The sequence below is a fragment of the Cellulomonas carbonis genome, assembly GCF_014636275.1.
In the GTDB taxonomy this organism is placed as follows: domain Bacteria; phylum Actinomycetota; class Actinomycetes; order Actinomycetales; family Cellulomonadaceae; genus Actinotalea; species Actinotalea carbonis.
In genome coordinates this window covers 50370-64565 of sequence record NZ_BMEB01000009.1, presented here as the reverse complement: position 1 = coordinate 64565, position 14196 = coordinate 50370, and the positions used below count along the sequence as shown (strand labels likewise).

11 protein-coding genes are annotated in these 14196 nt (G+C 74.7%); 6 read left to right on the top strand and 5 right to left on the bottom strand.

Features of this window, described 5'->3' with window-relative positions; all coding sequences use genetic code 11:
- Positions 1–641: 641 nt before the first annotated feature.
- Together IEV86_RS16805 and IEV86_RS16800 are read right to left on the bottom strand one after the other, a co-directional pair.
- Positions 642–1391, bottom strand: a complete 750-nt coding sequence (locus IEV86_RS16805; protein WP_043610458.1) for a maleylpyruvate isomerase family mycothiol-dependent enzyme — start codon at positions 1389–1391, stop codon at positions 642–644.
- Positions 1388–4723, bottom strand: coding sequence for an adenylate/guanylate cyclase domain-containing protein (locus IEV86_RS16800; protein ID WP_188484776.1), 3336 nt, complete (start codon positions 4721–4723; stop codon positions 1388–1390). The genes IEV86_RS16805 and IEV86_RS16800 overlap by 4 nt, the downstream gene beginning before the upstream one ends.
- A 137-nt stretch (positions 4724–4860) precedes the next feature.
- On the opposite strand from IEV86_RS16800, the gene IEV86_RS16795 reads away from it, so the two are divergent.
- Positions 4861–5853: a cyclic nucleotide-binding domain-containing protein gene (locus IEV86_RS16795; RefSeq protein ID WP_043607724.1), complete on the top strand. Its 993-nt coding sequence runs from the start codon at positions 4861–4863 to the stop codon at positions 5851–5853.
- Here the strand turns inward: IEV86_RS16795 and IEV86_RS16790 are convergent.
- Positions 5850–6758, bottom strand: a complete 909-nt coding sequence (locus IEV86_RS16790) for an NmrA family NAD(P)-binding protein (RefSeq protein WP_052426328.1) — start codon at positions 6756–6758, stop codon at positions 5850–5852. The genes IEV86_RS16795 and IEV86_RS16790 overlap by 4 nt on opposite strands.
- A gap of 33 nt (positions 6759–6791) precedes the next feature.
- Between IEV86_RS16790 and IEV86_RS16785 the strand changes: the two genes are divergently transcribed.
- A complete protein-coding gene (locus IEV86_RS16785) occupies positions 6792–7322 on the top strand; it encodes a MarR family winged helix-turn-helix transcriptional regulator (RefSeq protein ID WP_052426327.1) in 531 nt (176 codons plus the stop codon).
- 185 nt (positions 7323–7507) lie between these two features.
- The gene (locus IEV86_RS16780) at positions 7508–8563 is read left to right on the top strand and encodes a TerC family protein (protein ID WP_043607723.1); all 1056 of its coding nucleotides are present in this window, start codon (positions 7508–7510) and stop codon (positions 8561–8563) included.
- A 73-nt stretch (positions 8564–8636) separates the two neighbouring features.
- On the opposite strand, the gene IEV86_RS16775 is transcribed toward IEV86_RS16780, so the two are convergent.
- Positions 8637–10259, bottom strand: a complete 1623-nt coding sequence (locus tag IEV86_RS16775) for a methyl-accepting chemotaxis protein (protein WP_043607721.1) — start codon at positions 10257–10259, stop codon at positions 8637–8639.
- A gap of 226 nt (positions 10260–10485) precedes the next feature.
- On the opposite strand from IEV86_RS16775, the gene IEV86_RS16770 reads away from it, so the two are divergent.
- Positions 10486–10998, top strand: a complete 513-nt coding sequence (locus IEV86_RS16770) for a mycothiol transferase (protein ID WP_043607720.1) — start codon at positions 10486–10488, stop codon at positions 10996–10998.
- A 46-nt stretch (positions 10999–11044) separates the two neighbouring features.
- Here the strand turns inward: IEV86_RS16770 and IEV86_RS16765 are convergent, their stop codons facing one another.
- On the bottom strand, positions 11045–12142 hold the full coding sequence (locus IEV86_RS16765; protein ID WP_052426326.1) for an RDD family protein: 1098 nt from the start codon (positions 12140–12142) through the stop codon (positions 11045–11047).
- Between the two features lie 221 nt (positions 12143–12363).
- Between IEV86_RS16765 and IEV86_RS16760 the strand changes: the two genes are divergently transcribed.
- Complete coding sequence (locus IEV86_RS16760; protein WP_043607719.1) at positions 12364–13506, top strand: LLM class flavin-dependent oxidoreductase; 1143 nt, start codon at positions 12364–12366, stop codon at positions 13504–13506.
- A complete protein-coding gene (locus IEV86_RS16755; protein WP_229734712.1) occupies positions 13503–14192 on the top strand; it encodes an FMN reductase in 690 nt (229 codons plus the stop codon). Before IEV86_RS16760 ends, IEV86_RS16755 begins: the two co-directional genes overlap by 4 nt.
- Positions 14193–14196: the final 4 nt, after the last annotated feature.

Genomic DNA, 14196 nt, shown 5'->3' with positions numbered 1-14196 from the left:
ACCTCAGCCCGATCGAGTTCGAACTACGCTCCGAACTGCCCCTCATCCCCGCCTGACCACCACACCACAAGTGGTAACCAGGGCGTGGGGCAGGTCAGAGTGTCAACCAGCCCTGCAGCAGTCCCCGCCGTCCGTCACACTGATGGTCGGCCCCTTGTCGTGACTCGTGACTGCGTTGCTGACGGGACCGGCGGAAGCGGGCGTCGCTAGGACTACCCCGGCCGTCGCGACGGAGAAGACCGAGATCGCCGTTGCTACCAACTTGGACGACCTCATCGTCGCGCCCTCTGCGCCGCATCGAGTCTTGCCCATACGGTGAGGCCGTCAGCGCCTCTCGTCAAGAGCTTGCACTGGCCGCTAGCGCCGAGGGCGAGGGTCGAGAACGCGTACCGGCAACGTCCGAGCGGCACATCCCGCGCCAGACGAGTTCCGCTGTCGCCACCGTCGGCTCGAGTACCATCGGCGCTCGACAGGCTGAACGTCTGGCGCGCGTGATCGCGACGGTGTCACACCAGTCCGGGCTGTAGACCTACGACGCTTCGCTGCCGTGCGATCGGCCCTCGCAACCGTCATCCGAGTGCGAGTTCAACCTCGGCGTCCTCGTTCACCACGGTGACCGTCCCGACTACCCGCAGGTCGGCCTACGGCCCCGGGACGAGCTGCTTGAACCGGGCCGCGAGCTGCCGGTCCCCGGCGACGTCGAGCGCGTCGAGCGGGACGCGCCCGAGCGCGAAGAGCAGCACCGTGCCGTCGTCGCCGGTCACCATCACGTCCGCCGTCGACCCCGGGGGTGCGACCGCCCAGGCGCCGCCGTCGTACGTCCGCGCGACGTCGACGGACGTCCCGCGCAGCCGAAGGGTCGAGCCCGCCGGGGCGTGCTCGGTCGCACCGGCCGCGAGCACGTCCCAGAACGAGGTGAGGAACTCGGCCGTCGAGGGCACGGCGCCGTCGTCGAGCCCGCCCGGCTGGCCGAGCGCGTGCGCGAGGTCGCTCGTGTGCACGGCCGCCTCCATGACGAAGGTGTGCAGCGCGAGCGTCAGCGGGACGTCGCCGTACGGCATGGGCAGAGCGGCCGGGAGGTCGGCGGCGTCGAGCGCGGCGAGCTCGTCGAGGGCCGCGACCAGGCGGGCGCGACCGGCCTCCCAGGAGCCGCGCAGGTCGGCCGGGTCCGGCGGCGTGCCCGCGGCTCGCCCCGGGGACCGCCGCACGGCGAGCTCGAGCGCCTCGGCCTCCATGCTCGTGCCCCACGCGGTGTGGGCGACGAGGTCGCCGACCGACCACCCGGGCAGGCGCGTCGGGGCGGAGAGGTCCGCACCGCCTGCGTCGAGGAGCCCTGCGAAGCGCTGCCATGACCCCGCGACGAGGCGCCGGGCGTGCGTCGGTTCGATCATCGTCCGCTCCCGATGAGGTGTGCCGCGGTGAGCCGGTCCAGGACGGGCCGCATCCCGAGTGTGCCCGCGGCGTCGGCCGCCTCGCGCGCCACGGAGCGCGCGCGCTCGTCGTCGCCCAGGTCGGCGAGGGTCGCCGCGAGCTCGGCGCGCGCCCACGTCGCCGCGGCGGGTGCGGGCACGGCGTCGTCGTGGGCGACCGCGGCCTCGAGCAGGTCCCGCGCACCCGCGAGGTCGCCCGCGGTCCGCCGGCACAGCCCGAGCGCGTAGGCGCCGGACCCCAGGCACAGCGCACCCGAGCCGAGCACGAGGACCTGGTCGCGGTACGGCTCGAGCAGCGGCGCGAGCGTCGCTGCGGTGCCCGCGTCGCCGACCTCGGCCGCGGCCTCCGCGAGCATCGCGAGGATCGAGGAGCGCGCGAGGTCCTCGGGCACCGCGTCGGGGCGCCGCGCGTAGTGATCGACGTGCGCCTGCGCCTCGCGGTGGCGTCCGAGCCGCGCGAGGACCAGGGCGGGCGCGAACGACCACCGGTCCGGGTCGGCCTGCGCGTGCCGCTCGACGGCGTGCAGGGCCTCGGGGTCGTCGCCCGTGTCGAGGTGCAGGCGCAGCCGCTGGATCGTCACGACGTGGTCGGTGGCGGCGTAGTGCGCGCGGCGGCCCTCCTCGCCGAACTCCGCGATCAGCCGCGCGGCGTCGACGAACCGACCGTCCATCAGGGCCCGCGTCGCGCGCCACATCGGCGGGTACCAGCGGTGCAGGGGTCGGCCGAGCCCGTCGACGAGGGCCGTCGCGTCCGCGATCGCGTCGTCGGCAGCCGCGAGGTCGCCCGCCGCGAGCAGGTCGAGCAGGCGCAGGCGGACCGTCTCGAGGCGCAGCTCGAGGTCGTCCGTCCGGGCCGCGGCGACGACGGCCCGCTCGGCGTCCGCGAGCCGTGCGGCCAGGTGCTCGGGCCCCTCGCGCGTGACGCGCAGCGCGAGGAGGGCCCGGGCGAGGCCCTCGGCGTCGTCGTGCTGCTGCGCGACGTCGACGGCGCGGCGGCACATGCCCTCGGCGCCGCTGCGGTCGCCCGCGTAGAGCAGGGCGCGGCCCAGCGCGGAGGCGACCGCGACGTGGCGCGGGTCGTCGGGGCCGACCGCGGCCTCGGCGGCGCGCAGGAGCCGGACCGACTCGCCCGTGCGCGGCAGGCGGCTCGCGTACAGCGCGTCCTCGTACCCGAGCGCGGCGGTGACCAGCGCGTCGGCGTCCTCGCGCGCCATCGCCGCCTCGGCCGCGGTCGAGAAGGCCGCCATCGCGGGCTCGAGGTCGCCCGAGCGGCGCAGCGCCTCGGCGAGCGTGAGGCGGCGCGCCAGCCGCTCGGGTCCGGTCCCGGCGGGCAGGGCGAGCGCGCGGTCGAGCAGCGCGGCCGAGCGCTGGGGCGACGCGACGAGGTGCGTCGTGGCCGCGCGGTCGAGCCACGTCGCCGCCTCGGCCGCGAGGTCGCCGGACGCCGTGCCGTCCTCGAGCCCGGCGGCGGTCGTCGGGAGGCTGTCGTAGGCGTGCGCGAGGTGGGTCCCGACCAGCTCGGTCGCGACCGGGCCCTCGAGGCCCTCGAGCCACCGGGCGAACCGCGCGTGCAGCTCGGCGCGCCGCCGTCGGCCGAGCGAGCCGTACGCGGTGTCGCGTAGGAGCGCGTGCCGGTACGTGTAGGCGCGCGTGCTGACGGCGTCGGTGTGCGGCCCGACGAGCAGCCCGCCGCGTGTGAGGTCCGCGAGCGGCTCGCCCGCGTCGTCGACGCCGAGCGACGGGAGCGCGTCGAGCGGGAAGGTCGTCCCGGGGACCGAGCCGCGCTCGACGACCGAGCGTGCGGCGCGGGGGAGCGCGTCGAGCTGCCCCTGGTAGATCGCGTGCACCGTAGTCGGGACCTCGGCGGGGTGGCCCGCGCTCGTGAACGCCCACGCGCCCGTCGGGCGCCGCACCAGCACACCCGACTGGATCCACGACCGCACGAGCTCCTCGACGAACAGCGGGTTGCCGCCCGAGGCGACCGCCACGCCGTCGGCGTACTCGCCGGGGACGACGCCCGTGCCGAGCAGCTCGTCGACGAGGCGCCGGCTGTCGGCGACGGAGAGCGGTTCGAGCGGCACGACGGCGGCGTCGGAGGCGAGGGCCGGGTCGACGGGCGGCCGGCTCGTCAGCACGAGGTGGCGGTCGCCGTCGGCCGTGACGGCGTGGCGGAGGAACGCGTGCAGGTCGGGTGCGGCCAGGTGCACGTCCTCGACGACCCACACGGCGCGCGGTGCGGCCGCGTCGAGCGCCGCCGTCCACGCGGGGTAGAGGTCGGCGGGGACCGCCTCGGGCGTGCGTCCCGCGACGACGTCGGCGCACAGCCCTGCCACGCGACGTGCCGCGGCGGCGTCGTGGCCGCCCCGCTCGAGCGCCGCGGCGACGCGGGTCTCCCACGCGTCGGCGTCGGCCGGCGCCGAGGAGGTGCCGTCCGGGTCGAGCGGCCCTCCGCCCGACGACGGCGCACCCGGCCAGGCCTGCGCGAGCAGCGAGGCGACGGCCTCGTACCCGCGCCCCAGGTCGAGGTTGAGCCGGACCGTCCAGCACGCGCGGTCCGGCGTGAGGCGTGCTGCGAGCTCGTCGACCAGGCGGGTCTTGCCGGCCCCGGGCGGCGCGACGACGAGCACCGCGCGCGCGTCGTCGGCGTCGAGGAAGGCCGCGAGCCTCGCGAGCTGCTCGTCGCGGCCGAGGAACGGCGCGGCGAGGCCGTGCAGGCGCAGGCCGCGGCGCGGCTCGGCGCGCTCGGCCGTGACCGCCCAGCTCTGCACGGGGGCGGACTTGCCCTTGAGGTGCAGGACGCGCGCGGGGGAGACGACGTAGGCGTGCGCGACGGCGAACGCGGTCTCGTCGCCGAGGACGACCGTGCCCGGCTCGGCGACGGCCTGGAGGCGCGCGGCGGTGTTGGCGGCGTCGCCCGTGACGCGCCACGTGCTGCCACGCCGCGTCACGACGACCTCGCCCGTGTCGACGCCGACGCGCACGCGCACGGTCCCGTCCGCGAGGCGCAGGCGGCGGTCGAGCCGGTCGACGGCGTCGACGATCCGCAGGCCCGCGCGCACGGCGCGCTCGGCGTCGTCGTCGGCGGACCGCTCGGTGCCGAACGTCGCCATGACGGCGTCGCCGATGAACTTCTCGACCTGTCCGCCGTGGGCCGCGACGACCTCGGACGCGAGCGAGAAGTAGGTGTCCTGGACGCGGGCGACGTCCTCGGCGTCGAGGCGCTCCGACAGCGCGGTGAAGTCGGCGAGGTCGGCGAAGACCACGCTCACGACACGCCTGTCGACCGACTCCATGGTGTCCGCACGCTAACCCGCATCGGGTCGCGCTAGCGTCCACCGTGCGGGTGGTCCCACCCGCGCGCGGTCCGGTGCCGGCTCGCTCGTGCCGGTCGACCCCGGTCCGTGCCGGCTCTCGCCCCCGGGGAGCGACCGTGCCCGGTGTCACCTCCGTCTCGTGGATCCCGTCCGAGCTCATCCGCGGTCCCATGCGGGTGCCGTTCGACCTCGGCCTGACGCACTACGACGAGCCGCCGCCCGACCACCTCGACGACCTCGCCGCGCTGCGCCGCGCGGGACGGTTCCGGATGGTCAACCGCGTCGTCGCGGAGGCCGAGGTCGAGGACGGCCGCGTCACGGGGGCGCGCGTGCTCCCGGAGACCGGTGGCGTCATCGGGCTGACCAACCTGCTCGGCGGGAGCGTGCGCTTCCCGGCGATCGCGATGCCCGACCTGCGCACGGTGACGGTCGCCGACGACGGGTCGCACGTCGTCGTGCGCCAGACGGCGGGCGGCCGCGCACCCCTGCCCGCGCCGCGCCTGGTCAACGGGCGCCCGCGGCTCGTCGCGCCGCTCATCTGGACGACCCTCGAGCTCGAGCTGCGTGCCGACGGCTCGGCGGCCCACCGCGTGGTCGGCGCGAGCGCGTTCCCGCGCCACTGGGTCTACGACGGCGAGGGGCGGCTCACCGAGAAGGTCGCGACGACGGACTCGGCCGCGTGGATGCACACCATGGAGGAGACGCAGACGCCGTGGCACGGCACGGACGCCGCAGCGCTGACCACACCGGCCGAGACCGAGCTCGAGCGGCGGCTCTCGCGCGACGTCATGCGCTCGAAGCCGGAGGTGCTGCGCCTCGCCGCGGGGGACGTGCTGTTCGAGCAGGGCGACAGCGGCACGCAGGTCGCGCTGCTGCTCGACGGCGTCGTCGAGGTGCTGCACGACGGCGAGCTGCTCACCGACATCGGCCCGGGCGCGGTGCTGGGGGAGCGGGCGCTGCTCGAAGGCGTGCGGACGGCGACCGTCCGGGCGCGGACGCCCGTCACGGTGGCCGTGGTCGAGGGGTCGACGGTCGCGCGCGAGGACCTCGAGGTGCTCGTGCTCGGCCACCGCCGCGAGGAGGGCGAGGCGGAGGACGCCGCGGGCTAGCGCCGCCGGTCAGGCCGGCCGGCCGGGGCCGGACCGGCGTCCGCGGGCTGCCAGACGGCGCGCTCACGCCGCACGAACCCGCGCAGGTCGGTCGGCTCCCGGCCGAGCACCTCGCGGACGTCGTCGGTGAGCCCGGCGGCCAGGCCGAGCCGGGCGGTCGTGTAGATCGCGGTGGTGACGGCGACCATGCCCCACGGCAGACCGAGCGTGCGCCGCGCGTGGTGCGCGTAGCGCAGCGCTCCGGGCCGCGGGTAGCGCACGGGCGTCCCGAGCTCGTCGGACAGCACCGCGGCGACCTCGTGGTACGTCAGGGCCTCGGGTCCGGTGACGGTCCAGGCCCGGTTGCTGTGCGCAGCCGGGTCGGCGAGAGCCCGCGCGGCCACGGCGCCGACGTCGACGGCGTCGACGAACGCGGTGCGGCCGTCCCCCGCGGGGACGGGGATCTCGCGGCGGTCGCGGACGTCCGCGAGGTGGGTCGTGCTCAGGTTCTGGTGGAAGAACGACGCGCGGACGAACGTCCAGGTCACGCCCGACGAGCGCAGCCACTCCCCGACGGTCGCGTGGGGCACGACGCGCAGGCGCTCCGCTCCCTGGAGCGAGAGGAAGACGACGTGGCGCACGCCGTGGTCGCGCGCCGCCGCGACGGCGGGAAGGAGGCCGCGGCGCACGTCGCCGACGGCGGGCGGGCGGACGAGGAACATCGTGTCGACGCCCGCGAACGCGTCGGGCCACGACGTCGGGTCGGCGAGGTCGAACCGCACGCTGGTGGTCGTCGACGGCTCGGGGGAGTCCGGCCCGGGCCTGCGCATCGCCGCGCGGACGGGCACACCCAGCCGCTCCAGCTCGGCGACGACGGCCGAGCCGACCGTCCCCGTCGCCCCTGTCACCAGCACCTGCGCGGCCATCGCGGCTCCTCTCGATAGATGTACGGTACACGCATGAGTCGACGCGACGACGGGACACTGCCCGAGTGGTTCGACGCCCTCGACCGGGCGCTGCTCGACCTGCGCCGGTTCTGGACGGCCCCCGAGCGCATCCCCGACGGGGCGGGAGGGACCGCCGGCGGGGCGGCGCTGCCCGACGTCGAGCTCTCGACCCTCCTCGTGGTGGAGGTGGTCCGCTCGCGCGCGTCGAGCGACCACGGCGACGGGCCCGGCGCCGTGGTGCGTGACGTCGGGGTCCGTGACGTCGCCGAGGGCCTCGACGTCACGCCGTCCACGGCGAGCCGCCTCGTGGACCGCGCCGTCCGTGCGGGCGTCGTCGCGAAGGAGCCCGGGGCGACGGACCGCCGCAGCACGAACCTCACCCTGACGCCCGACGGGCAACGGCTCGCCGAGCGCGCGAGGTCGTTCCGCGCCGAGCGTCTCGCGGGGCTGCTCGACGGCTGGCCCGCCGACGACGCCGCGACGCTCGCCCGGCTCCTGGGGCGCCTCGCCGCGGCCGTCCGGGCGGAGGGGCGCGCGGGGTGACCGCCCGGGAGTGACGCGCCAAGGGTTGACGACCCGCGCCGGATCGTTCACTCTTCATCTACTTGGAGGGGAGTATCCCCAGCGCGGACGTCGTCACTACGGCTCGGTCACCCGGGCCCGGCGCCGCGGGCGGCCGTCGGCCGTCGGGAGAGACCTCCGGTCACCACCGACCGGAAGGCACCCTCGTGGACGTACCCCTGTGGATCTGGCTCGCCGTGCTGGCGGGCATCCTGCTCATGCTCGCGATCGACCTCGTCGCGCACCGGAAGGCCCACGTCATCGGCGTCCGGGAGGCCGCCGGCTGGTCGGTGTTCTGGGTCGCGACCGGCGTCGGCTTCGGCGCCCTCGTCTGGCAGGTGTGGGGCGCCGAACGCGGTCAGGAGTACTTCGCCGGCTACCTCATCGAGAAGTCGCTCGCGGTCGACAACGTCTTCGTCTGGGCGATAATCCTCACGTACTTCGCGGTGCCGAGGGAGTACCAGCACCGCGTGCTGTTCCTCGGCGTCGTCGGCGCGCTGATCTTCCGCGGCGCGTTCATCGCGGCCGGCTCCGTGCTCATCGAGAGCTTCAGCTGGGTGCTCTACGTGTTCGCGGCGTTCCTGCTGTGGACCGGCTACCGCATGATCCGCCAGCGCGACGAGCACCTGGACCCGGAGAAGTCCCGTGCGCTGCGCCTCTTCCGTCGCTACGTCCCGATGACCGACGCGTACCACGGCCAGCGCCTCGTCGTCCGCCGCGGCGGCGTGCTCCTCGCGACGCCGCTGCTGGCGGTCCTCGTGCTCGTCGAGGTCACGGACGTGGTCTTCGCGGTCGACTCGATCCCCGCGATCTTCGCGGTGACGTCCGAGCCGTTCCTCGTCTTCACGGCCAACGCCTTCGCGGTCCTGGGCCTGCGGGCGATGTACTTCCTGCTCGCGGACCTCATCCACCGCTTCGTCTACCTCAAGATCGGCCTCGCGCTCGTGCTGATCTGGGTCGGCATCAAGATGATGCTCAAGATCGACGTCCTCTACGTGCCGACGTCGCTGTCCCTCGCCGTCGTCGCGACGATCCTCACGGTGTCCGTCGTGGCGAGCCTGCGGGCCACGCGTGGCCAGGGACGCCGCGCGCTCGAGACGCCGACCGACCCGCCGTTCCGCGTCGCGACCGTCGAGGAGATGGCCTCGCTCGAGCCGGTGTGGCGCCGTCCCGGCCTGGTCCGGGTGGGTGCGGGCGGTCGCGACGACGACAGCCGCGGCTGACCGAGGACGCCGGACGTGTGAACGCACGACGGGCCGGCCGGGACCACCCCGGCCGGCCCGTCGTGCGTCGTCGTCAGTACCGGAACTGACCGACGAGCGCCTTGAGCTCGGTCGACATCCGCGCGAGCGACTCGACCGCCTCACGCGACTGCGTGACGCCCTGCGTCGTGAGGTCCGCGGCACCGGCGACGCTCGAGATGTTCGTCGCGATCTCGCCCGAGCCGACGGCCGCCTGGGTGACGTTGCGGTTCATCTCGTTGGTCGTCGCGGTCTGCTCCTCGACGGCCGAGGCGATCGTCATCTGGAAGTCGTTGATCGACGCGATGATCTCCGTGATCCGGCCGATCGCGACGACGGCGCCGCCCGTGTCCTCCTGGATCGACTCGACGCGGCGCGCGATGTCCTCGGTCGCCCGCGCAGTCTCCTGCGCGAGCTCCTTGACCTCCCCGGCGACGACGGCGAAGCCCTTGCCCGCCTCGCCGGCCCGCGCGGCCTCGATGGTCGCGTTGAGCGCCAGGAGGTTCGTCTGCTCGGCGATCGACGTGATCATCTTGACGACGTTGCCGATCTCCTTGGACGACTCGCCGAGCCGGTTGACGGCGTCCGAGGTCGTCGCGGCGGCGTCGACCGCGGTGCGCCCGACCTCGGCGGCGCGCATCGCGTTGTGCGCGATCTCCTGGATCGAGGCGCCCATCTGCTCGGACCCGGCGGCGACCGTCTGGACGCTGCGGGACACCTGCTCGGCGGCGGCCGAGACGACGCCGGCCTGCGCCGCGGTCTCCTCGGCCGTCGAGGCGATCTGCGTCGTCGTCGCGGACATCTCCTCGGCGGCGGACGCGAGCGACGCCGACGACGTGTCGATCGTGCCGAGCATCTCCCGCAGGCGGGAGACGGCGCCGTCGAGCGCGGTGCCCATGCGGCCCACCTCGTCCCGGCTCGTCAGGTCGGCGGTGACGGTGAGGTCGCCGCGCTCGAGCGCGTCCGAGACGCCGCGGACGGTCGCGAGGCCTCGGACGATGCCGCGCGCGACGGTCAGGCCGATGCCGACGGCGACGACGAGGCCGGCCACGAGCAGAAGGACCACCTGCGTGCGGCTCGCGGCGTAGGTCGCGGCGACGCCGTCGGCGGACGCGAGCGCGTCGGCCTTCTGCGCGTCGACGAGCCCGCCGATCGCGTCCATCATCGTGGTGATCGCGGCGCCGGCCGCGTCGCGGCCGTCGCGCCACGCGTCGTAGTCGTTGACCTCGCCCGCAGGCAGGAGCTGCGTGTCGCGGATCGTGACGTACTGGTCGAGCGCGCTCTCGAACGTGTCGAGCCGCTCGAGGTCCTCGCCGCTGAGGTCCATGGCACGGAGCGCGGCGAGCTTCTCGCGCAGGGACGCCTCGGAGTCGTGCGCAGCGGTGTCGAAGGTCGCGATCTCGCGGTCGTCGGCGGCGAGGGCCTGGTTGGTCACCGCGAGCCGCATCTCGAGCGTGTGGCGTCGCAGCGCCGTCGCCTCCTCGATGCCGTGGACGTTCTCCTCGTAGAGACCGCGGGCGGCATCGTTCGTGCGCGACAGCGCGCCGATGCCGACGAGGCCGACGGTGAGCGCGACGAAGGCGGCGACCCCGACGGCGACGAGGATCCGGGTGCTCACGCCACGGTCGGTGAACCACGCGGTCGCGGACCTCCGCGGCGTGGACGGTGCTGAGGACATGCTGATCTTCTTCCCCCTGGGCGGTGCACGGTCTGTGCCGCCGCTCCCATCGGCGGGACCCCGAGTCCCGTTGAGGGGTCTTCGGAAGCAAGCACGGCGCGTGTGCGTCACGCGGCCGTGAGTAAGCGGTGGGGCGGTGCTCCTCGTGGGACGAACGACCCCCGGCGCCGTCGTCGGGTGACGCTCCCGGGCGGCGCTCCCGGGCAGGGCGAGGCACGATCGGCGGATGGACGTCGCACAGCTGCTCGTGGACGGGTTCGGTCGCGTGCGGGAGGAGGTGCACGGGGTGCTCGACGGGCTCGACGAGGGTGCGCTCGCACACCGGCCGCCGCGCGCGGACGGCACGTCGGGGAACTCGGTCGCGTGGCTCGTCTGGCACCTCACGCGCGTGCAGGACGACCACGTCGCCGACGCGTTCGACTCGCAGCAGGTCTGGCTCGACGGCTGGGCCGAGCGTGCGGGGCTGCCGCTGCCGCCCGAGGACACGGGTTACGGCCACGGCTCCGACGACGTGGAGGCGGTCGTGCTGGGTGCCGACGTGCTGCGCGGGTACCACGACGCGGTGCACGACCGGACGGTCGGGCTCGTCGGGTCGCTGGCGCCCCGGGACCTGGACCGTGTGGTCGACCGGTCCTGGGACCCGCCGGTGACGCTCGGCGTGCGGCTCGTCAGCGTGCTGTCGGACGACCTCCAGCACGTCGGTCAGGCCGCCTACCTGCGGGGGCTCATGCTGCGCTGACGCTCGCGTCGCCCGACGACTGCCCAGGGGGCAGGTCGGGGCGCGGTCACCCGCCGGTGCACGCGGGGGTCTCGACGCCGTCGAGCACCGTGGTGAGCTCCCACGTCCAGTCACTCATCCCGTCCAGCACGCTGAGCGGGAGCACGACGCCGAGGCGGCCGTCCTCGAGCGGCGTGCCACGGCCGGGCTGGACGACGTGGTCCACGACCGCGTGGTCGATCGTCCGCCGCACGCCGGTGATGCGGTCCTCGAGGCGGAGCCGCAGCGTCGCCTGCGACGGCAGGATCTCGTCGATCTGCCAGACCACCTCGACGCCCTCCGGGCGGCCGTCCAGGACGCGGCGCTCGACCCCCAGGCGCTCCATGCGCTCGGGCGAGTACCGCACCTCGAGCGAGCCCTCGCCGGGGGCACCGGGGACCGCCTGCGTCGCTGCGCAGTACGCCGACGTGCTGCCGACCCCCCGCCAGGTGGTCGGCCCGTACGCGAACCCGATCCCGACCACGCACGCCGCCGTCGACGCCCCGGCGACGACGCGCATCCACCGCGGGCGGGCGGTGCGCTCCCACACGGGGGTCGCCGCGCGCACGACGGTCGGTCGCGTCCAGGCCCAGGGGAGCGGGGCCTGCGTGCGGACGACGACGGTCGCGGCGAGCGAGTCGGCGAAGGTCTTGCGCTCGCGGTGCCAGAGCGGGCGCAGGTAGCCGATGAAGAGCGGCAGCGCGTCGACCAGGTGCGCCACCTGGCGCAGGAGGACCCGCACGAGGCCGACGGGCCGGAGGTCGCCGTCGTGCAGCACCGCGATGCCGACCGCGAGCTTGCCCGGGGTTCCGCCGAGGTAGGCCTGCATGAGGACCATGACGGCGACGAGGCCGACGTAGGCGGCGCTGTCCGTCCAGACGCCGGCGACCTCCTGGGTGCCCGTGTTCAGCACCGGCCCCAGCCAGGTGGGCGGCTCGACCGGCTGGACGGGGAAGAGGAGGAACGCGGCGCCGGTGAGGAGCACCTGGTCGAGCAGCGCTGCGGCGACGCGGCGCCCCCAGCTCGCGTAGGGGGGCTCGACCGGGACCTGGAGCGGCGGGAGGTGGGGCAGCGGCGCCTGTGCCGTCGCACGCGTGATGGCCGATCCGCCCCCGTCGATCGTCATGCCGGTGATCGTGGCAGAGCGCGGACCCGTGGCGACAGGGTCCGACGGGCTGGGGCCCGCGACCGCGGCTCGGCACCGCCGCGGGCGCGCGTCGTCGTCGGGGCCCGGTGAGGGTCGCGGGCGGGCGCCGGGCGTGGGGGAATAGGTCGAGGGGCGCACAGGTTCCGGTGAGTGGTTGAAAGTTGTACGGTCTCGGTACCGACGAGTCAGGAGAGTGCGCGATGCAGTTCGGAGTCTTCACGGTCAGCGACCTCACGCAGGACCCCACGACGGGCCGCATCCCCACGGAGCAGGAGCGGATCCGCGCGGCGATCGCGATCGCCAAGAAGTCCGAGGAGGTCGGCCTCGACGTCTTCGCCCTCGGTGAGCACCACAACCCGCCGTTCTTCTCCTCCTCGCCGACGACGACGCTCGCGTACATCGCCGCGCAGACCGAGCGGATCGTCCTGTCGACCGCGACCACGCTCATCACCACGAACGACCCGGTGAAGATCGCCGAGGACTACGCGATGCTCCAGCACCTCGCGGGCGGACGCGTCGACCTCATGATGGGCCGCGGCAACACCGGCCCCGTCTACCCGTGGTTCGGGCAGGACATCCGCAACGGCATCCCGCTCGCGATCGAGAACTACGCGCTGCTGCACCGCCTGTGGCGCGAGGACGTCGTCGACTGGCAGGGCAAGTTCCGCACGCCGCTGCAGTCCTTCACCTCCACGCCACGCCCGCTCGACGGCGTGCCGCCCTTCGTGTGGCACGGGTCGATCCGCAGCCCCGAGATCGCCGAGCAGGCCGCCTACTACGGCGACGGCTTCTTCCACAACAACATCTTCTGGCCCATCCACCACACCCGGCAGATGGTCCGGCTGTACCGCCAGCGCTTCGAGCACTACGGCCACGGCAGCGCCGACCAGGCGATCGTCGGGCTCGGCGGTCAGGTGTTCATGCACAAGAACAGCCAGGAGGCCGTGCGCCGCTTCCGCCCGTACTTCGACGTCGCGCCCGTCTACGGCCACGGCCCGTCGCTCGAGGAGTTCTCCGAGATGACGCCGCTGACGGTCGGCTCGCCGCAGCAGGTCATCGACCGGTACGCGTCCATGCGGGACGAGGTCGGCGACTACCAGCGCCAGCTGTTCCTCATCGACCACGCGGGCCTGCCGCTGGAGACGGTGCTCGAGCAGATCGAGATCCTGGGCACCGAGGTCGTCCCCGTGCTGCGCAAGGAGCTCGCCGTCGGGCGCCCGGCGCACGTCCCGGACGCGCCCACGCACGCGTCGCTCGTCGCGAAGGCCGGCGGCCCGGTCGACGCGACCGTCTACTCGGTCGACGGCGTCACCGGCCGTCGCGCGGAGGAGGTGCAGGCATGAGCGCGCAGGGCATGCGGGGCGCGCGGGACGCGGGCGGCACGCGTCGTCTCGCCGTCGTCAGCGCGGGGCTCCGGCAGCCGTCGACGACGCGCCTCCTCGCCGACCGCCTCGCCAAGGCGACCGTCGTCGCGCTGGGGGAGCTGGGCGTGCAGACGCAGGTCGACGTCGTCGAGGTCCGCGAGCACGGGCACGACCTGACGAACATGCTCGCGACGGGCTTCGCGTCGGAGTCGCTCGAGAAGGCCATCGAGACCGTGGTCTCGGCAGACGGCCTCATCGCCGTGACGCCGATCTTCAGCGGGTCCTACACGGGACCGTTCAAGACGTTCTTCGACGTGATCGACGACGGCGCGCTCGCGGGCATGCCCGTCCTGCTCGGCGCGACGGCGGGCACCGCCCGCCACTCGCTCGCGATCGACCACGCGATGCGGCCGCTGTTCGCGTACCTGCGGGCGCTCGTCGTCCCGACGGGCGTGTTCGGCGCGACCGAGGACTTCGGCTCGGCCGACCGCCGCAGCGTGGGCAGCACCGACGGCAGCGCCGACGGCGTCCCGCCCATCGCCGTCCGCGTCGACCGAGCGGCGCGCGAGCTCGCGCCGCTCGTGGCCGGCCGCAAGGCGAGGGAGCGGACCGACCCGTTCAGCGACCCGACGCCGTTCGAGCGGCTGCTGGCTGGGGGGAGCTGAACCG

Coding starts and splice junctions, on each gene's coding strand:
- IEV86_RS16805 (WP_043610458.1), bottom strand. CDS start 1,391: ATGATCGAACCGACGCACGCCCGGCGCCTCGTCGCGGGGTCATGGCAG.
- IEV86_RS16800 (WP_188484776.1), bottom strand. CDS start 4,723: ATGGAGTCGGTCGACAGGCGTGTCGTGAGCGTGGTCTTCGCCGACCTC.
- IEV86_RS16790 (WP_052426328.1), bottom strand. CDS start 6,758: ATGGCCGCGCAGGTGCTGGTGACAGGGGCGACGGGGACGGTCGGCTCG.
- IEV86_RS16785 (WP_052426327.1), top strand. CDS start 6,792: ATGAGTCGACGCGACGACGGGACACTGCCCGAGTGGTTCGACGCCCTC.
- IEV86_RS16775 (WP_043607721.1), bottom strand. CDS start 10,259: ATGTCCTCAGCACCGTCCACGCCGCGGAGGTCCGCGACCGCGTGGTTC.
- IEV86_RS16770 (WP_043607720.1), top strand. CDS start 10,486: ATGGACGTCGCACAGCTGCTCGTGGACGGGTTCGGTCGCGTGCGGGAG.
- IEV86_RS16765 (WP_052426326.1), bottom strand. CDS start 12,142: ATGACGATCGACGGGGGCGGATCGGCCATCACGCGTGCGACGGCACAG.
- IEV86_RS16760 (WP_043607719.1), top strand. CDS start 12,364: ATGCAGTTCGGAGTCTTCACGGTCAGCGACCTCACGCAGGACCCCACG.
- IEV86_RS16755 (WP_229734712.1), top strand. CDS start 13,503: ATGAGCGCGCAGGGCATGCGGGGCGCGCGGGACGCGGGCGGCACGCGT.